Annotated in this window: 14 protein-coding genes, 1 riboswitch and 1 other annotated feature; of the genes, 9 read left to right on the forward strand and 5 right to left on the reverse strand. The window is 57.5% G+C overall.

Features of this window, described 5'->3' with window-relative positions:
• Positions 1 to 6: 6 nt before the first annotated feature.
• From ACI5FR_RS15750 to ACI5FR_RS15760, 3 genes are all read right to left on the reverse strand, one after another.
• A complete protein-coding gene (locus tag ACI5FR_RS15750) occupies positions 7 to 1,593 on the reverse strand; it encodes an extracellular solute-binding protein (RefSeq protein WP_405455855.1) in 1,587 nt (528 codons plus the stop codon).
• A 49-nt stretch (positions 1,594 to 1,642) separates the two neighbouring features.
• A complete protein-coding gene (locus ACI5FR_RS15755; RefSeq protein ID WP_405455858.1) occupies positions 1,643 to 5,401 on the reverse strand; it encodes a hypothetical protein in 3,759 nt (1,252 codons plus the stop codon).
• Between the two features lie 250 nt (positions 5,402 to 5,651).
• A complete protein-coding gene (locus tag ACI5FR_RS15760; protein ID WP_405455860.1) occupies positions 5,652 to 7,052 on the reverse strand; it encodes an extracellular solute-binding protein in 1,401 nt (466 codons plus the stop codon).
• A gap of 155 nt (positions 7,053 to 7,207) precedes the next feature.
• Positions 7,208 to 7,443 (forward strand) — a binding site (T-box leader).
• A gap of 56 nt (positions 7,444 to 7,499) precedes the next feature.
• On the opposite strand from ACI5FR_RS15760, the gene tyrS reads away from it, so the two are divergent.
• From tyrS to ACI5FR_RS15805, 9 genes are all read left to right on the forward strand, one after another.
• Complete coding sequence (gene tyrS, locus ACI5FR_RS15765) at positions 7,500 to 8,765, forward strand: tyrosine--tRNA ligase (protein WP_405455862.1); 1,266 nt, start codon at positions 7,500 to 7,502, stop codon at positions 8,763 to 8,765.
• 256 nt (positions 8,766 to 9,021) lie between these two features.
• Positions 9,022 to 9,825, forward strand: coding sequence for a glutamine ABC transporter substrate-binding protein GlnH (gene glnH, locus ACI5FR_RS15770; protein WP_405455864.1), 804 nt, complete (start codon positions 9,022 to 9,024; stop codon positions 9,823 to 9,825).
• A 45-nt stretch (positions 9,826 to 9,870) separates the two neighbouring features.
• Positions 9,871 to 10,545 carry an amino acid ABC transporter permease gene (locus ACI5FR_RS15775; protein WP_405455865.1) on the forward strand — a complete coding sequence of 225 codons (675 nt, stop codon included), beginning with the start codon at positions 9,871 to 9,873 and terminating at the stop codon, positions 10,543 to 10,545.
• Positions 10,546 to 10,547: 2 nt separating this feature from the next.
• On the forward strand, positions 10,548 to 11,270 hold the full coding sequence (locus ACI5FR_RS15780; protein ID WP_405455867.1) for an amino acid ABC transporter ATP-binding protein: 723 nt from the start codon (positions 10,548 to 10,550) through the stop codon (positions 11,268 to 11,270).
• Between the two features lie 43 nt (positions 11,271 to 11,313).
• The gene (gene glnA, locus ACI5FR_RS15785) at positions 11,314 to 12,636 is read left to right on the forward strand and encodes a type I glutamate--ammonia ligase (protein WP_405455869.1); all 1,323 of its coding nucleotides are present in this window, start codon (positions 11,314 to 11,316) and stop codon (positions 12,634 to 12,636) included.
• Positions 12,637 to 12,737: 101 nt separating this feature from the next.
• Positions 12,738 to 12,878: riboswitch (cyclic di-AMP (ydaO/yuaA leader) on the forward strand.
• A gap of 108 nt (positions 12,879 to 12,986) precedes the next feature.
• Positions 12,987 to 14,201 carry a KamA family radical SAM protein gene (locus tag ACI5FR_RS15790; RefSeq protein WP_405455871.1) on the forward strand — a complete coding sequence of 405 codons (1,215 nt, stop codon included), beginning with the start codon at positions 12,987 to 12,989 and terminating at the stop codon, positions 14,199 to 14,201.
• A 127-nt stretch (positions 14,202 to 14,328) separates the two neighbouring features.
• On the forward strand, positions 14,329 to 16,104 hold the full coding sequence (locus ACI5FR_RS15795) for an ABC transporter ATP-binding protein (protein WP_405455873.1): 1,776 nt from the start codon (positions 14,329 to 14,331) through the stop codon (positions 16,102 to 16,104).
• A gap of 16 nt (positions 16,105 to 16,120) precedes the next feature.
• Positions 16,121 to 16,438 carry a hypothetical protein gene (locus ACI5FR_RS15800; protein ID WP_405455875.1) on the forward strand — a complete coding sequence of 106 codons (318 nt, stop codon included), beginning with the start codon at positions 16,121 to 16,123 and terminating at the stop codon, positions 16,436 to 16,438.
• Positions 16,435 to 17,121: an aspartate/glutamate racemase family protein gene (locus tag ACI5FR_RS15805; protein ID WP_405455877.1), complete on the forward strand. Its 687-nt coding sequence runs from the start codon at positions 16,435 to 16,437 to the stop codon at positions 17,119 to 17,121. The genes ACI5FR_RS15800 and ACI5FR_RS15805 overlap by 4 nt, the downstream gene beginning before the upstream one ends.
• Here ACI5FR_RS15805 and ACI5FR_RS15810 read toward each other — a convergent pair.
• Positions 17,104 to 17,982: a metallophosphoesterase family protein gene (locus tag ACI5FR_RS15810; RefSeq protein WP_405455879.1), complete on the reverse strand. Its 879-nt coding sequence runs from the start codon at positions 17,980 to 17,982 to the stop codon at positions 17,104 to 17,106. The two genes, ACI5FR_RS15805 and ACI5FR_RS15810, sit on opposite strands and share 18 nt — an antisense overlap.
• Before the next feature lie 257 nt (positions 17,983 to 18,239).
• Entirely contained in the window at positions 18,240 to 18,932 is a 693-nt protein-coding gene (locus ACI5FR_RS15815; RefSeq protein WP_405455881.1) for an SIMPL domain-containing protein, read from the reverse strand.
• Positions 18,933 to 19,006: the final 74 nt, after the last annotated feature.

A 19,006-nucleotide genomic window follows, 5' to 3' on the forward strand; every position in this document is an offset into this window, starting at 1 on the left:
TCCCGATTACTTTTTCTGGCTGTTGTACCACTTCGTCGCTTCTTCGATCGCCTGATCGCCGCCGCGCTTCTTCCACGCCGCCACGAAATTGTTGAACCCGGACTCAACCGGCTCTTTGCCGGTGATCGTCTTAAGCAGCATCTCGACGAACAAGCTGCCGACGGCCGAATCCAGCTCCGGATTCGTCTTGACCGCTTCCAGCTGCGGCATATTCACGCTTGGGTCGACCCATTGGTTTTTCTCCGCGTACTCCAACCCTCGGGATAGCACCTTCGTGTCGATAATACCGCCCGATTCGACGACCGGTAGATCCATACGCGTATCGCTCGCTTGATTGATCAGCGCTTGGAAGAAGCCGCTTTCGCCGTTTTTGTTCCGATCCGCGTTGCCGTCCCATTTCACCTTGCCGTTCTCTTCCGTATAGTTGCGATCCTTGATGCCGAATTCGAAGAACTTCGTCTTCACCGGATCGTCGGAGAGGGCCCAATCATAGAACTGGACGATCCGCTCCGGATTTTTCGTACCGGCCATGATGACCGCGACCTTGGCGATGCCCGACGCTTTGGGCTGAATGCGGTAGGTGCCGTCCGGCATCTTGAATCCGGGCAGTAAGCCCAGCTTGACGTTTTTGTCCGCGAAGTTCGAGGGACCCCAGCTGGACCCCATGTTGCGCAGGTCGTGCGTCCAGACGGCGGCCCGCCCGTTCTTGATCATGTTCGTCCAATCCACGTCCTTGGCGGAGACGAAGTCTTTGTCGATATAGCCGTTGTCGTAAAGTTTCTTGTAAAACGCGATCGCATCCTTCATCTTAGGATTGACGATGTCCGGGGTGTACTTGCCGTCTACGAGCTGCCACGCCCCCGGATACACCCCGAACGGAGCGAAGAACAGGTTACTGAAGCCGAAGCCGCCCCGCATCGCGTACCCCACTTCGTCCGCTTTGCCGTTGCCGTTCAGATCGGTGTTTTTCACTTTTTCGAAAAAAGCCAAGTACTCGTCCGGGGTTTCCGGCATTTTCGTAATGCCCAGTTTATCCATATAATCTTGACGCACATAGATGGCCGCAGGGCTGACCGGGTTCAGTAGCGAAGGGATGCCGTATATTTTGCCGTCCTTGCTCACTTTGGGCGAATCCCAGATGTAGGACGGAATTTTCTTCTTCAGGTTCTGGCCATACTTGTCGAGCAGCTCGTTCAACTGGAGGAAGACGCCATTCTCGACCGCCGTAGGGTGGCCTTTGTCCATGATGGACGTCGTAGAGACGACTTCCGGCACATCCTTGGAGACGAACCGGACGGTCAGCTGCTGGGAGTAATCGGTCTGATTCAGCAGCTCGAAGCCGATCGTCGTAGGCTGCTTGATATACTCGCTGAACAGCCGGCTCATCTCCTTGATATACGGATCGTCGGCCGTGACTGTCTTGGCGTAGGCGTTGCCTCCGTCGCCGTGCATGATCTTGAAGCTGACGGGTACAGGCGCGTTCGTCGTAGCGGTCGGTTGAGGCTCGGTCGTGGTGGTCTCTTTGCTGCAGGCGGCGAGCACGGCGGTCAAGCTGAGGGTCAGAGCGGTCAAGACGAGAAGCGGTTTCTTCATGGAATCGTTTCCCCTTTATCATAAAATAAGTTCTCTATAATGACGGGCATCAGGCTCCCGTAATTACCGACCGGATCGTATTGCTCAACTGAAACGAATCGCCTGGTTGAATATCGACGAAAATCGGCTTCCCGTCCCGCTCTATTATTGCTTTCACACCTAGACCGTTGCGCTTATGGGGGGCTTTCCAGTCCGTCTCCAGCTTATACAGCGTCATGTTGGACCGGAATGTGAACGACCGTCCGCTGCGCCGCGGGTCGAACATATAGTAAGACGACGGCTTGAGATAGTCGGGGGAATCGATCAGCGCCACCTGACCGTCCAGCCGTTCCGGGAAGTCCTCGTAGTCCTCTTCCAGCTCCACATGAATCTCGCCGGTGTCCGGATTGACGTCTTTGATGGTCCCCCGGTAGGAGGCGTGGGACTTCCGGATCGTGTAGCTTCCCGCACTAATGTGCGTACACCGGATCGCCTGGACAGCGACCCTCTCTTCTCCGCGGTACCGCAGCAATAACGCTCGCGCGTCGGTCCGGTATTCCCGGCCCGCGGTATCGCGGAATGTCGCCGTCGTCCCTTCCTCATAGACGCTGATCAAAATATCCCTATACTCGTCCGCATAGCGCACCTCCACTCCGACAGCCGGAAAGTCGGACTCGTCCGTGGACACACCGCCGACGCGCGCGAGCGGCACGACTCCCGTCAGAAACGGCCGATGCTCGAATGGCTCCAAGACCGAGACGAACACCGCCTTATGCGTGTCGGTTTGCCCCTCGGGGGCGGTGTCGCGCCACATGACGAACGGCTCCCAGCGCGACCGGCCCATCTCGCGCCCGCCTCGTTCGCCGAGGCTGCACACGAGCTCGCGGCTGCCTTGCTCCGGAGGCATGGCGTGCACCTTCAGCCCGGCCTCCGAGTAGTGCATCGTCCAGGCAGCCGGACCGTGCACGGGCGCCTTGCGCACCGCCTTCATCCAGCCGTAGCCGGGCTCGCTGTACAAGGGTACGTCAGCGCCGGCCAAAGTCCCTTGCATCGGCTGCCAGCTCGCCTCCGAAACGCCCTCGAACTCGATCTCGTCGAACGAGATATCGAGCGCCGGCGTATTGTAGTCGAACGTGCCGCCTCCGGTGACATAGCTCAGATCGAACACATAGGCGTCTGCCCGGTTCGGGGCTTGCACGACCCAACACCAGCGCTCCAGATGCGTCCCGGGGTAGGCGGTTCGATTGTCCATCCCGGATACTTGCAGCATCCCGCCTTCGTAATGGCACTTGAGCCGCGAATACGAGAGCTGCTGATCCTTCCCGTCGACGACGACGATCGTGCATGCCGCCGCATGTACCTCCCAAGCCTGCCACTTGGGACTTACCCATGAGGACGGATAGCCGCCGGCTCCGGCGAGCAGATGGTACCCGTACGCGCCGATCCACAGCCCGAGCTTGTCGCCGTGCATATGACCGGCGGACGGCTGGCCGTACAAGACCACATGCTTCGTGTTATGGGCGTCGGTGCCGGTCCGGAACACACTCGTCTCGGAATCCTGCAGCAGGAAGGACGGCTGGATCGCGCCGCCGTACCGGTTGTTTTCCTGGTATTCCTGCCAATCCGCGGCACAGGCTAGCAGCAGCAGCGCGTGCTTCTGCTTCGCGAGGAGCGTACGCTTGTTCTTCCACTGGACGGTCTCCACCCGATACCGCTCGAGCTCTTCCCGTTCGTATTGCGCCAATACTTGGCCGACGACGGCCCGGGAGGAGGGCATACGGCGGTAAATGATTTCGAAGGAGGGGCTGTACGTAATCTTGCCCTTCTTCCTCTGCTCGGAGATCGGTTGGACGTTGTTGACGAATCCGTTGTCTCCGAACATCGGTATCAGGTTGCCGCAGCGGAGCCGGACGTACAAGTCGATGACTTGGCGCAGGCCGAATGCTTGGTTCTCGAACATGTCGAGGCCATCCGGATAGTGCTCGTCGTCGCGGAACCGGTAGTTGTTGTTCGCCATGAAGCACATTTGCTCGCAGATATGGTCGATGTAGTGTAACGAATCGTAGCTGTATCGGCCATCGCGGAAAAACGAGTTGCGCATCCGCGAGACGAGGCTGTGCTTGCCCTCGTACAGCAGGTGCCGCATCAGCTTGCCGCTGCCCATGAAGCTCGCCACGAGCAGCTCCACGTGCATCCAGCGCATCGACCAGTCCGCATCCCGCGTGCGCTCCACCTCGCAGCTGAACAGCACCTGCGGGATGAATTCGTAGATCGCTTCCTTGATGGAAAATGGCTTCGTCCGCGGCTTGTTCTCCGCATCGGGCTTGCCCGCGAAGAATGCGGCCAGCGCCGCGTCCACGTCCCCGATCGCATCGTACACCAGATCGAGCGCGTCGAAATAATTGGAGAGCCAATGCGATTCCGTCGTGGACGGCTCCGCCATCAGCACCGTATCGCAGTAAGCGTTACCATAATTGCCGTTCATGTACGGCGCGAGCTCCGCGATACGGCCGGCTAGCAGCAGCGCTTTGTAGGCGTACTTCGTATCGCCGGTCAGCTGGTAGGCGTAGGCGAGGTTCGGGATCGCCCCCGCATAAGCGTCGCCGCTCGTCTCCGGCAGCACGTCCTTGTTCTCCATTACTTCGCAGTACGGATGGGCCATGAGCATGGCGAGGAGGAACGAGCGATAGGAGGCGGTGAACATGTACCGGACCCCCGGATTCGGGAAGCCCTCCGGCGCCAGGAAGCCCCGGCCGTCGTCGTCCAAAACGAGATCCTCGCCGGTCGTGGGATTGCGGATCGTCATGCCGTTGCGCCACCATACGCCCGTACTCGGGTTGTAATACTCGTAAGGCCGCTCCAGGCATACCTGGAATGCCGTTCTACGCCCGCCGGTGAGCGGATCGCCGAACGACTGGCCGACGGACATCGCCCTCGGATTGCCGAACGGCACGAGCTCGAACAGCTCATCGTCGCTCTTGGCGGCCCAATAATCCGCGATCCGGAGGATGGCGGCCTTCGTCTCGCGCCCCCAGTTCGTGTTCTCCGCGTTGTCGCGGGCGAAGCGCACATCGTCCGCATTCATACGCACCGTTAATCCTTGCTTTTTGTCGGTCAGGAAGTCGTACAGCTCCGGCGGGACCTTACGCTTCGTCCAGTCCATGAAGTAGAAGTCGGCGTCCGCGCTCAGCCGGTCGGCTTGATGTTCGTACTCGGCGGGAGCGAGGCCGCGGGTGAAGAGCAGCATCCCGGCGCCTTGGCCGACGTCGGTTTTGTCCCCTTTGATGCCGGACCATGTGAGCACTTGCTTGTTGCCCGCACCTGTAATCGTCCGGATGACATTAAAGCCAAGTACGCGTTTCGTAAACTCATTCGGGTTAGTAGTATCAAGGCGAAGCAGGGAGAAAGGGAGGGAGAGCCGGATGTTGTGGGTGTTCCCATCCGAATCATAGAGGGATTGCACTTGAGGCGGAATCGGCAACGTCTCGATCTCATACCGGTACTCGTCGTACTCGAGCGTGCCGTCTTCCCGGAGCCGGAATTGAATGGCGTTCCTCCGCTTGCGGCGGGAGAAGTCCACGTCGAAGAGCAGGGTCAATTCTCCGGCTTGGCCCGGCTTCACTTTTTCGCAGCGCAACTCGATGTGCAGCCGGTCCCGTTCGGTGCACATCCGGAACGTCATCTGCTGGTCAGTCGGTTCGAGGATCAGGCTGGGCTTGCGGAACAGCATGTCGGCGATCAGAAACCGGGCCGCCGGCTCGGCCTGCGTCACCGTGTCGAGCTCATGTACCAGGTAAATCGGGTACAAATGTTTGCGCCATTCACTCATAGGGCCCCCGCGGAACGAAGTTAAATTTGTCTAATTTGTGACGGTGCGTTTGATTTGATCGTACGCGCGGTTTGTAGGGTTGAATATGTTATTTTTTGCTACAATATGGTTTTTTCTGAACAGATTGATGTGAAAAAAGAAAATGGGCGGTCAAGAATAGGAAGAGGGTGAGACGGCGCATCAAATAGAAAGCGCGGCTCCCCATCCTGCGATGGATTGCCGCGCCTTGTATTCCAGGTGTCCCCCATTATTATGGTTCCTCGGCCCACTTGGTCCGCAACGTGCCCCACACCTCGTCGAGGGAGGCGACATTCGCCCACACGAGCCCCAGCTCGCGGTTGAGCGCATTGAATTGCAAGCTGGTCAAGCCGAAGTCGATAACCGTCTGAGCCTTGTCCTTGATGGACTCGAACATATAGTAGCCCGGCCCGGCCTTCGGGTGATGAGGGGCGGAGCGATCCTCCGCTACCGTCTTACGCGAAGGCACCGAGCACCCATGCTGCTTCAGGAACCGCTGCGCCTCCTCCGACAGCAAGTACTCGATGACCTCCGTCGCTTCCTCCACCTGCTCGCAATGCGAGCTGATCCCGATCCCCGTAGCGAGACTGTATCCCGTGTCGGCGACTCGCCCGGGGAAGCGGACCAGGTCCCAATCGAATTCGATATCCCGAAATTCCTCAAGGAACAAGTAAGAAGTGAGAATCATCGCCACTTTCTCGCGGAGGAACAGCATCTCGCCCAGCCGGAAATTGTCGGTCGAGAAAATGGGCGACACCTTGTGCTTATACATCAAATCGACGGCAAACTGCAAAGCTTCCTTCGTCGCCGGTTCATCCGGCAGCAGCTTGTCTCCCCGGCGGAATACCCCGCCGTTCTGCAGCACGAAGAGAGGCCAGCGGTTGTAGGACGAGGAGAGGCTGAATCCGTACTGCTCCACATGGTCGCCCTCGTGCCGGGTCAGCGAGGAGGCTGCCGCCAGCAGCTCATCCCACGTCCATGAGGCATCCGGATAAGCGAGACCGGCGTGATCGAACATCGATTTATTGTAGACGAGCATGATCGGCGTGAACGTCAGAGGCGCGGCTAGCAGCTTCTCGTTCACCGTGAACGCCCGGAGACAGGGCGCATACAGCTCGCGTGCCGATTCGAGCTGCAACGGGCGGAACCAGTTGTCGGGCTCCTCGCCGGTGAATTGAAAAAAGCTCGTATTGGAAATCCCGATCAAATCCGGCTGTGTGTGTCCGATCCGGAACCCGTCCCGCGCCGAGGCTTTGAGCGCCCCGTTCGGAGTAGGGATCATCTCGACCCGAATGCGAGTCTGCGTCCGGTTGAACCGGTCGATCAGGCGACTCACTGCTTCATATTCGTAGGATGGCGTATACCAGGACAAGTGAAGGGTCGCGGGGCGTTGCTCGGGATCGTTCACGAGAGAGCCCTTGCCGTGCAGCGTACGGATGAGTCCGGCTTCGGCGAGCTCGCTCAGCGCTTTGCGCACGGACGGGCGGCTCAGCTGGAACTGCTGCGCCAAGTCGTTTTCGGCCGGAATATAGGTGTCGGGCGGCCATTCGCCGGACTTGATTTTCTTATGCAAATGTTGAAGCAAGATGTGATAACGCTCCCGGAACGTCGTTCTGCTAACTTCCCTAGTCAACCCACATGGCCTCCATTACGATTTGAAATTCGCCTCTCCATTATCATCCATTTCGGGAAGCGTGTCCAGTTGGTCGGGCGGCCGCGAGATTGCCGGGATGCCGAGAAATTGACACGCTGACGCGAAAATGGTATAACGGGTATCAAATGCATACTTCATAAGCGAAGAAGGGTAAAAGTAGCGCTCGACGATCCCGTCCCAGAGAGCCGGCGGCAGGTGCAAGCCGGTACAGGAGCGAACGCGAAATACAGCCTGGAGCATGTTGCACCGAACCCGCGATTGCAGCGGAAGGGCAAGACGGTTGTCGGCCGTTATCCGATACGAGTGGAAGACGCTCAGCTCTTTGGGCTCGTCTTCAAATAGGGTGGTACCGCGATGACTCGTCCCTGTTCCGGCAGGGAGGGGTCTTTTTTGCGTATAATGATGTGAAAAAAGGAGCGCTGAAGCATGACGACGAAATTACTGGAAGATCTGGAATACCGCGGACTCGTGTACCAAATGACGAACCGCGATGAATTGGCGAAGAAGATGGATGCCGAGCGCATCGTGATGTACTGCGGCTTCGACCCGACCGCGGATAGCCTGCATATCGGCAGCCTGCTGCCGATCCTATGCCTGCGCCGGTTCCAGCTGGCCGGCCATACGGCGATCGCGCTCGTGGGCGGCGGCACCGGCCTGATCGGCGACCCGAGCGGCCGCTCGACCGAGCGTTCGCTCAATACGGCCGACACGGTGGCGCAGTGGACCAATAGCTTGAAGCGGCAGCTGTCCCGGTTCCTCGAGTTCGAGGGCACGGACAATCCGGCCAAGCTCGTCAGCAACTACGACTGGCTCGCTCCGCTGGACGCGATCTCGTTCCTGCGCGACGTGGGCAAGCATTTCACGGTCAATTACATGCTGGCCAAAGATTCGGTCGACTCCCGTCTCGCGAACGGGATCTCGTTCACCGAATTCAGCTATATGATTCTGCAGGCGTACGACTACCACAAGCTGCATGCGGAGCACAACTGCTCCTTGCAGGTGGGCGGCAGCGATCAGTGGGGCAATATCACGGCAGGGCTCGACCTGATCGGCAAGATGGGCGGCGGCGACGCCTTCGGCATGACGATGCCGCTCGTGACGAAGAGCGACGGGAAGAAGTTCGGCAAGTCCGAGTCCGGGGCCATCTGGCTCGACCGGAACAAGACGTCGGCGTACCAGTTCTATCAGTTCTGGATCAATACCGACGACAACGATGTGATCAAGTTCCTGAAGTACTTCACGTTCCTGTCGCGCGAAGAGATCGAAGCGCTGGAGACCGAGCTGGCCGAGCGGCCGGAGAAGCGCGTCGCCCAGCGCGAGCTCGCGCGGGAAGTGACGAAGCTCGTGCACGGACCCGAGGCGGTCGAGAGCGCCGAGAACATCACGCAGGCGCTGTTCTCCGGCGAAGTCGTACAGCTGAGCGAGAGCGAGCTGATCGAAGCGCTGCAGGACATGCCGACGACCGTGCTCCCGGGCGGGCAGGAGACCGGGCTTATCGACCTGCTGGTCGAGGCCAAGGCGGCTCCATCGCGCCGGCAGGCGAAGCAGGACATCGAGAGCGGCGCCGTCTATGTGAACGGCGAGAAGCTGACGAGCATCGACGCCGTTGTCGGCGAGGGCCAGCGGCTGCACGGCCGGTACGTCGTGCTGCGGCGAGGGAAGAAAAATTACTATTTGGTTCGCTTCGAATAAGGCTAAGCGTGAAGGCTGCCGACCCGGTGAGGGTCGGCAGTTTTTTTTCTGAATAGAATGTGTGGAAGATATAAACAAACAACTTAATTCGCATATTTGGGTTGTAGGATGCATATTGTTTTGTTATAATGCAAAAAGCACGAACGCCGCAGCGAAGATGGGTCCGTTTCTTGAATTGGAACGCGAAGAGGGCCTTGGTTGGTAGGGTCCCTTTTTGCGTTCTTTTTCAACTGAAAAAGTGAAGGAGGGAGAAAAGTTGAAAAAAACCAAATGGGTAAACGTTGGGGGTTGTCTGCTGATCGCGGCATCTGCATTGTTCTCTGCCTGCGGGAAAGCCGATGAGAAGCCGGAAGCGCAAGCCGCATCCGCGTCGGAGACGGGTAAGTTAACCGTCGGCACCGACACCAGTTTTGTCCCTTTCGAGTTCCTGAACAAGGACACCGGAAAATACGAGGGGTTCGACATCGATCTGTGGGCCGCGATCGCCGCCAAACTGAACCTGGAGTATGAGCTGAAGCCGATGGATTTCAACGGTCTCATTCCGGCACTGCAGTCGGGGAGCATAGACGCGGCTCTGGCAGGCATGACGATCAAGGAGGAGCGGAAGGAAAAGGTCGATTTCGCGGAACCGTATTACAATGCCGGCCTCCTGGTCCTGGTCCGCACCGACAACGAGGACATCAAAAGCGTGAACGACCTCAAAGGGAAAACGATCGCGACCAAGTCCGGCACCACAAGCTTCGACTACGTCAAGGCGCTTGACGGCATCAAGGAAGTCAAACCATTCCCGAACATTGACGGGGCGTACATGGAGCTGATCAACAAAGGGGTAGACGCGGTCGTTTTCGATTCTCCGAACGTGCTCTACTTCATCAAAACCAAAGGCAATGACAAAGTGAAAGCCGTCGGAGACATTCTGGAAGGACAGCAGTACGGCATCGCCTTTCCCAAAGGAAGCCCGCTAGTCGCCGAGGTGAATAAGGTGCTAGGAGAACTCAAGGACAGCGGCAAGTACGACGAGATTTACGAGAAATGGTTTGGTAAAGCGCCGTCGAAATGAGGAAGCCGTTTATTATTATGAGAAAGCAAAGGGGAGGGCGACCGGATGACAGCCAGCATTGACCTGGATTTTGCCAGTGCGATTGCCTCGCTGCCCTACCTGATGAAAGGCTTGGAGCTTACGCTGCTGATCGCGGTTTTTGGACTCATCATCGGTTTTGCCATCGGACTGCTGGCGGGTTTGGCCAGGTTATCCCGGAAACGACTGCTTCGAGTGGTGTCGACGGTATATGTCGAGGCCATTCGCGGCACACCTCTGCTGGTGCAGGCGGTGTGGCTGTTTTTCGGCTTGAACCAGCTGCTGGTGCAAACGACCGGATTTCGGATTTCCTCGGTTCAGGCGGGGATTATCGTCATCGCCGTAAATGCGGGCGCCTATATCGCCGAAATCGTGAGAGGTTCGATCCAATCGATCGACAGAGGGCAGGACGAAGCGGGCCGCTCGCTGGGTTTATCCAAGACGCAAAGCTTCGTACACATCGTATTTCCGCAAGCCTTCAAGAGGATGATTCCGCCGCTGGGCAATCAATTCATCATCAGTCTGAAGGATACGTCCCTGCTATCGATCATTGCCGTCGGCGAATTGATGCGGAACGGGCAGGAGATCGTGTCGACCGAATTTAACGCATTCGAGATTTATACGATTATCGCCGTCATGTATCTCCTCCTCACTCTCGCCATCTCCTTCATTCTGCGATCGATCGAAAGGAGGATTGGATAACGATGATTCACGTCAAAGGACTGACTAAGCGGTTCGATGAGCTTGAGGTGCTGAGCGGTGTTGACTGCGACGTCACGGAAAGCGAAGTGGTGTGCGTCATCGGTCCGTCCGGATCGGGGAAAAGCACGTTTCTGCGCTGCCTGAACCTGCTGGAGGAAATCAGCGGCGGAGAAGCGGTCGTGAATGGACACGACCTTCGTGATCCGAAAACGGACATCAATGCGCTGCGTACCGAGGTCGGGATGGTGTTTCAGCGCTTTAACCTGTTCAGCCACAAGAGCGTGATCGACAACATTATGCTGGCACCCGTCAAGGTCAGGAAATTGAAGAAGAAGGAAGCGAGCGATATCGCTTTGGTGCTGCTGGAGAAGGTAGGTCTGCAAGACAAGGCAGGCGTCTTCCCGCATCAGCTGTCCGGCGGACAAATGCAGCGGGTCGCCATCGCCCGCGCGCTCGCAATGAACCCCAAGATCATGCTGTTCGACGAGCCGACCTCCGCCCTCGACCCTGAATTGGTCGGCGAGGTGCTGAGCGTTATGAAAACGCTGGCTAGGGAGGGCATGACCATGATCGTTGTTACGCATGAAATGGGCTTTGCCCGTGAAGTGGCGGATCGAGTCGTGTTCATGGACAAGGGAAAAATCGTCGAGGAGGCCTCTCCCGACGATATGTTCAACCGTCCGCAGCACGAACGCACCCAGGAGTTTCTGAGCAAGATTCTCTAGGTTAGCACGTTTGAAAGAAAACTCGGTGTTTAAGGAGGAACGCATGAATCGAGGATTGACGAAGGAACGTCTGGCGGAGATGGAAGTCGAATACTTGCTCCTTCAATTTACCGATCTGTTCGGTGCGGCGAAACAACTCATGATTCACCGTGAGGAATGGGATACGGCAATGGAAGGGAGGATTCTGTTCGACGGGTCGTCCGTCGCGGGCTTCAGTGGTGTCGAGGAATCGGACCTGCTGCTGATACCGGACCCGCGCACCCTGCATCTCCAGCGGTGGCGGTCGGCAGAAGGGGAATGGCCTGTCGCTGCCGTTTTTTGCGACGTGTGCGACATGGAAGGTGTACCGGCGCAGGGCTGCACCAGAAGCATGCTGAGGCGCTCGCTAGAGGAAGCAGAACAATTAGGCTTCATGCTGCAGGTCGGGATCGAGGGCGAGTTCTTTCTGTTTCCGCTCGACGCCCAGGGAAACCCAACGGTAGACGTCCACGATACGGGCGGATATTGCGATGTATTCCCGTTGGACCGTGGAGAACGGACACGCATGGAGATCATGGAGGTGATGCGTAACCATGGTTTTCGCATTGAAGCCGGGCATCACGAGGTCGCGCCCGGCCAGCACGAGATCAATTTCCGGTTCGGCGACGCCCTTGAGATTGCCGATCGGTGGCAAACCTTTAAGCAAATCGTGCTCCATGTGGCGAGCCGCAACGGGTTATTTGCTTCTTTCATGCCCAAACCGTTTTCCGGCCGCAATGGCAATGCCATGCACTGCAATCTGTCCCTGCAAAGAGCGGACGGCATTAACGCCTTCTACCACCGGGATTCCGCTAGCGGGCTCAGCGAGACGGCGAACCGCTTCATCGCCGGCCTGCTCCAGCATGCGAAAGGAATGTCTGCCATAGCTAATCCTACCGTGAATTCGTATAAGCGCCTAATGCCCGGTTATGAAGCGCCGACGAACATCGCGTGGTCGCGCAGCAACCGGACGGCGACGATCCGGATTCCAGGCGCCCGGGGACCGCAAACCCGCGTAGAGTACCGGCCGCCGGATCCGACCGCGAATCCCTATTTGTTGTTCGCCGTTATGCTGAAAGCCGGCTTGGAGGGAATCCGCTGTCAAACGCCGCTGCCGCCGGAAGCCGTCGGCAACCTTTACAACAGGGATGTGGCGGATCAGGGAGCCGGCGGACTCGAGAATTATCCGCGCGACTTGAGGGCCGCCCTGGATCACATGAAGGAGGACGAGATGATCCGCGACGTCATGGGCAACCACTTGTTCGAATTTTATGTTCAGAACAAACAGGCTGAAGCGGATGCCTTCGCTGCCGAAGTGCATCCCTGGGAGATCGGAAAGTATTTGTAATTATAATTTACAAATTATTTACAGACAACTTGTACAAAAAAATAAAGTTGTCAGATGCATATTCTTTTGATAATGTAATCCTATGTAAGTTCTTTCCTAGAACTATAACCGAGCTTAATTTCCGGGTGACCGGAAAGCGGGGGAACCATTTTTTTATTGGGGCGTATCGGTCCATATGGACCGTAGGGAACCATCTATCCCGAGTCCGTCAGCTAACCTCGTCAGCTTTGGATGGGTCAGGCATTTTACGGCGGACTTCTGCTCCGCTGTCTATTGACCCGTGCGGCGGGTCTTTTTTATTGCCTGATACAGCATTGCCGGGAAAGAAATTCACAAAGAGGAGGGTTCATATGGCACAACCGAAGTACATCACCGACATCGACAAGTTAACGCATATTCCGGAGAAGGACCGCCAAAAGCTCAAAAGCATCACGGAGAAGTTCGTATTCCGAGTAAACGATTATTACCTGAACCTGATCGATTGGAACGATCCTGCCGATCCGATCCGCAAGCTGGTCATCCCTAACGAGGACGAACTCGGGGAGTACGGCCGATGGGACGCCTCGGACGAGGATACCAATTATGTGGTGCCCGGCTGCCAGCACAAGTACGGTTCTACCGCGCTCCTGATCGTGTCCGAGGTTTGCGGCGCATACTGCCGATACTGTTTCCGCAAACGCCTATTCCGCAACGACGTGAAGGAAGCCGTGTCGGATGTGGAGCCCGGCTTGCAGTATATCGCGGAGCATCCTGAGATCAGCAACGTGCTGCTAACCGGAGGCGACAGCCTGATCCTCGGCACACCAAAGTTAAGGACGATATTCGAGCGGCTGCGCGCGATCGACCACGTCAAAATCATCCGCCTCGGCTCGAAGCTCCCGGTCTTCAACCCTATGCGCATTTATGAAGACGAAGGCCTGCTGGATCTTATCCGGGAGCATTCCACACCTGAGAAACGGATCTACGTCATGGCTCACATCAACCATCCGCGCGAAATCACGGCCGAAGCGATAAAGGGATTCGAGGCGCTCCACCAGGCCGGCGCGATCGTGGTCAACCAGACGCCCGTCCTGCGCGGCATCAACGACGATCCGACGGTGCTTGGTGAGCTGCTGGATCGGCTTTCCTGGGCCGGCGTCACGCCGTACTACTTCTTCGTAAACCGGCCGGTGGCGGGCAACAAGGCGTTCGTCCTGCCATTGAAAGAGGTTTACGAGATCGTCGAGAAAGCGAAAGCCCTCACATCCGGACTAGGCAAACAGGTAAGGCTCTCGATGAGCCATACCTCGGGCAAAATCGAGATTCTGGCGATCGAGAATGGGAAAGCTTACCTGAAATACCATCAATCCCGTGACGGAGACTACGGTAAATTTATGACGCTGGATTGCCCGGACGAGGCTTCATGGTTCGACGATTTGCCCGGTAACAAAAAGTACTGGGAGAAGCCGAAGAAGAAGACCGACGCAGTCAAATCCGTCAATGCCATGCCGGAACTCCCAGCGAACATCCGAATCGTCAAAGCCGCAACCAGGGAGGGAAAGCAGCCGATATCCCAAGGTCACTAAGAGTTCATGGCGAAAAAGAAGATCCCGAGCTACCGAGAGGGATCTTCTTTTTTTGGTTAAAGGAAATCCATCGTTTCCATCGAATTCCATAAAAATGAGCAACCATAAGCCAAAGGAGCGTGAATATGTGCAGTCCAGTTCCAAACAACGCAGCGTCATTCAGCTGGTAAGGCGAAGAGGCTTCAAGCAGTTCCTTCATCTAGTCAGCCGCTTCAAGGGACTCTACATCACGGTTATCTTGCTTCAACTCGGGGTGACTGCCGCTTCACTGCTGTTCGCGGAGACGAACCGCAGGCTGTTCGATCTGGCGCCGAATATTCCGAAGGAATCCCTCTGGAATCTGCTTATCGCGTTCACCGGCTTCATTGCGCTTGGTATCGTGTGCACGCTGACCGCGCGCGTGTTCAACCAGATCGTGAATACGAATATCGTCTTTGCGATGAGAGAGATGGTACTGGGCCAGCTCACCCGGCTCTCGCTAAGCTACCATGAGAACAAGAACAGCTCCCACGCCAAAAATATTTTGTTTAACGAGCTTGAGGTGTTCAAGCACTTCATTGTGTTCGACGTGCTTCGCCTGATCTCCCTGCCGATTTCGTTCGTGTCCGTCGGACTCTATTTGATGGTCGTCCATCCGGTGCTGGGTTTGATCGCCTTAGCGGTCGGCCCTCTGCAGCTGGTCAGCAATTTGATCATCAAGGAGCGGTATAAGGATCTCGTCGCCCGGCAGCAAGAGATGGGGCGGGAGTGGTTTTTCCATATAGGGGAGACGCTCGCCGGGATGCGGGAGATCAAGATGAATCAGCTGGAGCAAGCGACCATGCGCAAGGTGAACCAAGTGTTCGGTATCAGTATCCCGTTGTGGATATCCATGGAGAAAATGTGGGCGGTCCGGGAAGCGGTGCGAGCGATTCCGGAGAAACTCGGTTTCCTGATCGGCATTACGGTAGGCGCATTCATGATGGTCAATGGGGACATCGGGGTGGGCGGTCTCGTGGCGTTCATCACGCTGCTCGACAAGGCCGCGGCTCCGTTCGCCAGTATTGTAGAGATCATTAATTCGCTTCAAAAGGTATCCGCCGGAGCGGAGAAGCTGCTGGACATCATGGAGCTGGACCCGGAGGACGACGGCAATGGGCGGGAACTGGCGACGCCGGCTCCGTCCATCTCGTTCGAAGGCGTCAGCTTTCAATATGAGGAAGGCCGAAGGGTATTGAATAACGTCAGCTTCACGATCCCGGCCGGCTCCTCGGTCGCATTCGTAGGCCCGAGCGGCGGAGGGAAGAGTACGATTGTGAAGCTGCTCTACCGATTCTATCAACCGCAGTCCGGCACCATCCGGGTAGACGGGACCGCGATTGAATCGTACCGGCTGGGCTCTTACCGGAGCAACCTGGCGGCGGTCTCGCAGGACGTATACTTGTTCGACGGGACGATCCGGGATAACATAGCGTTAGGCTCGAGAGCGGAGGCTCCGGCTGAGGCGGACATTGAACGGGCGATGGAGCTGTCTCAATCGCGTTCGTTCATTGCGCAATTGCCGGAGCAGTTGGAATCCAAGGTAGGCGAACGCGGGATTAAGCTGTCGCAGGGGCAAAAGCAGCGCATCGCCATCGCGCGGGCCGTGATGAGGAATGCCTCGGTTCTTATCCTGGATGAACCTACGTCCGCGTTGGATGTGGAGACTGAGTCCATGTTCCAGACCGACCTGAAAGAGTGGGCGTCCCAATGTACGACGATTATTATAGCTCACAGACTGTCTACGATCCGGGATGTCGACTATGTGTATTTCCTGGAGGACGGAGAGATTCGCGAACACGGGACGCCTCGGGAACTGCTGCACTCGAAGGGGCGGTTTATGGAATACTGGACCAAGCAGGAGATGAAGGAATTCGCGATTTGACAGGAGGGCAGGCAACATGGTTATGGAAGCGGAAGTACCGGGGCTGCTGAAGCTCGGCGTCGGCACGGTGATGACGGTGGCTATTCTGTTCATGCTCATCCTGTGGGTGAAGAGCCGCAACGGCGGGTTCGGCTGGATGCTCGCGCATCTCGTGCTGCTCGCCTGGGCGCTCATCGGCGTGTTCGAGGTGTTGGACACGCGGGGAGACCGGGCGGCTTCCTCGATTCACAACTCGCTCAAGCTGGCTTGGTCCGGGATCATATGGGCGGCCGGAATGGGATGCCTCCTGATCGGGGCGTTGCTGCTGCGGCCGGTTAAGGGGGATCGGAGATGAAGACAATCGCATGCTACCATGCGCATCACGCCAATATTGAGGCGATCGAGCAAGCTTTGATGGAATACGAGGTGGAGCTCGTCCACTATGTGGATCCCGGACTCGACCGCATTAAGCGGGATGCGGATTTCCGCACGGCAGAGGCGGAGCGTAAAGTCGTGGAGACGCTGAACTGGATGACCCGCTGTCATGCAGATGCGCTGTTGATCACGTGTACGTACTTCGCGGCGATGTTGAAGGAAGAGGAGCGGGTGCCGGCAAACGATGCGCTCCCGTCGATCCCGGTGATCGCGATAGACGAGCCGTTGTTCGCGGAGGCAGCTCGAGAGAACCGGTCTCTGGTGTTCGTCTTCACGAATCCGAGCACGGTTGAGGGTACGATGAAGCGGCTGTCGTCCTATGCGAAGCAGGCGGGGAGCGAGGTGCAAGCGGAGCACGATATGCTGGACGGTACGTTCGAGCTGTTCATGCGGGGGAGAACCGAAGAATATCATACGGCCGTCGCCGATGGGCTGAGCCGCCTTGTCCGACAGCGCCCGAATGCGGCGATCTATGCCGCCCAGTTGTCGATGGCCACGGCGGCGAGGCGGGTGGAGCGGACAACCGGCGTGCGGATCGGCAATCCGCTCGATGCGCTTATGAGCCGATTGGAGCAGGCGGTTCAGCTAGAGCGCCGGCGTTGAACGCCTCAATTGCTCGACAAAAGACTCGAAGTCGAACCCCGCACGAAACTCCGCTAGCCAATCGTCGGTCACATAGCTCAGAACATTCGAATCCGTGTCCAGAATGGCGAGGCTGCCAGGCTGGACTTTTTTCTCCAGCGCGTCTTCCTTCAGATCGACCAACACGCTCAAGCCCAAGTAGGTGGTATCCCCGTAGCGCCTGGGCCCGTTCATGTGGTGGTAATGGCCGGCAATCAGATAGCGCGGTCGAATCGCCTCGATCAGCTCGGTAATGAGCGTAGAGCCTTGAAGATGGCCGTGATAATTGGTCGCGATGCCATAGGGGGCGTCGTGCGTGACCAGGACGTCCAAGCTTCCGGGGGATTGCCCAAGGAGCCGTGTATAAGCGGACGGAAGGATCGATTGGGGACTATCCGAGGCCGTCTGAATGCCTCCTAGAAAACCGATCGTAACGGAGCCCAGCCGCAGGATCGTGCCGTCTGCCACGTACCGGTAAATGTCGAAGGGGTCTGCGCCGGCCACGCCTTGACTCGATTGTTGCTCTAAGCTGGTCAGCCAATCGAAGTCTTCATGATTGCCCCGAATGAAGTGAATCGGCTTCAAATGCCGGTCTCTTACATAGCGGATCGCGTCGGCCAGCTTACCCGTCGCGCGGAGCATCCGGCTGTAATCAAGCTCGGCTGCGTCGAGGCGGACATACTTTTCCTGCCGCACTTCTTCGCTTGGCTCCGGATATGCACCGAGATCGCCTACCTGAACGATGCCATCCAGCTTCACCCGATGCTTCATTTGCCAAGCGCACAGTATGGCCATCGTATGCAGCACGCGTCCGTGGATATCGCCTACGAAAGCGAGTTTCATCGGACACCTCCCGGCGTCTTGGGCTCGAACTTCAAGCAGGGGCTCCCAGAGGACGACAGCACGGTTAGGCTCGGCATCGTCTGCGTTTTGAAGCCAAACGCCTTGCAGCCCTTCGGAAATTTCGGATCCCACGTTACATAGAAATAAGAGCATTTCATACAGTCGATACGCGTAGTGTCTGCCATAAGTTCGGTTCCTTTGTCGGATTAGCCAAGATTACCTCTATTATCGCGGCATCCGCCTAAGCTGACAACCGGTCAGGCAAAAAAATACCAGACGCGCACCGTCGCCTTGACCGTCAGCTGACCCGGCTGGATCGGGGTGGTCGTTGCGGCCATCACCTTGGCGCTGTAGAATGGGATGGGCTCGGTGGATGCCGACAGCTCCTGCACCTTGTACGGTGTCGCTCCGATGCGGACTCCCATCGTGGTGGCCATCGTCTCCGCTTTGAATCGCGCAGTCCTCAGGGCCAGAGTGAGCGCCTGACTCTCATAGGCGAGCGGATTGGAGATCGAGAACGTAATACTGCGGATAATATTGGCGCCATGAGTGACTGCCTCGTTTACGATCCGCCCTGTATCGGCTACACGGTCGGCGGTTATGGTCAGCATATGGGTGACCCGGTACCCGCGAAACACTTGCTTGCCTTCCACGAAGTCGTACTGCATCTCGATGCGATATTCGCTCGTCTGGATGTTCTTGGCCGGAATCCCCATCCGGTACAACGCCTGAATGATGTCCGCGATTTGCCGGGCATTCTCTTCAAGCGCCGCCTGCAGATCCGGCTTCTCCGTCTCGACCCCGAGTACGATCGTCGCCCGGTCGGCGGCCGCGGACACCGTGCCTTCCCCGAACACCTCGAGTGTGGAGTACGCATGGGCCGAAGCCGCCGTTCCCCCGTCATGCTGCTGCCCTGCCCTCGCATTCTCGATCGAATACCTGCTCACCATGTGGGCCATCTCCTCTCCAAATCCGATTAGTTACTCTAATGTATGGGCAGGCGGCGGGCGGCATGCTCGACAGA

The organism is Paenibacillus sp. HJGM_3 (assembly GCF_045062745.1).
Taxonomy (GTDB): domain Bacteria; phylum Bacillota; class Bacilli; order Paenibacillales; family NBRC-103111; genus Paenibacillus_AA.

Coding starts and splice junctions, on each gene's coding strand:
- ACI5FR_RS15800 (WP_405455875.1), top strand. CDS start 16,121: ATGGTTATGGAAGCGGAAGTACCGGGGCTGCTGAAGCTCGGCGTCGGC.
- ACI5FR_RS15805 (WP_405455877.1), top strand. CDS start 16,435: ATGAAGACAATCGCATGCTACCATGCGCATCACGCCAATATTGAGGCG.
- ACI5FR_RS15790 (WP_405455871.1), top strand. CDS start 12,987: ATGGCACAACCGAAGTACATCACCGACATCGACAAGTTAACGCATATT.
- tyrS (WP_405455862.1), top strand. CDS start 7,500: ATGACGACGAAATTACTGGAAGATCTGGAATACCGCGGACTCGTGTAC.
- ACI5FR_RS15755 (WP_405455858.1), bottom strand. CDS start 5,401: ATGAGTGAATGGCGCAAACATTTGTACCCGATTTACCTGGTACATGAG.
- glnA (WP_405455869.1), top strand. CDS start 11,314: ATGAATCGAGGATTGACGAAGGAACGTCTGGCGGAGATGGAAGTCGAA.
- ACI5FR_RS15815 (WP_405455881.1), bottom strand. CDS start 18,932: ATGGTGAGCAGGTATTCGATCGAGAATGCGAGGGCAGGGCAGCAGCAT.
- ACI5FR_RS15775 (WP_405455865.1), top strand. CDS start 9,871: ATGACAGCCAGCATTGACCTGGATTTTGCCAGTGCGATTGCCTCGCTG.
- ACI5FR_RS15750 (WP_405455855.1), bottom strand. CDS start 1,593: ATGAAGAAACCGCTTCTCGTCTTGACCGCTCTGACCCTCAGCTTGACC.
- ACI5FR_RS15810 (WP_405455879.1), bottom strand. CDS start 17,982: ATGAAACTCGCTTTCGTAGGCGATATCCACGGACGCGTGCTGCATACG.
- ACI5FR_RS15780 (WP_405455867.1), top strand. CDS start 10,548: ATGATTCACGTCAAAGGACTGACTAAGCGGTTCGATGAGCTTGAGGTG.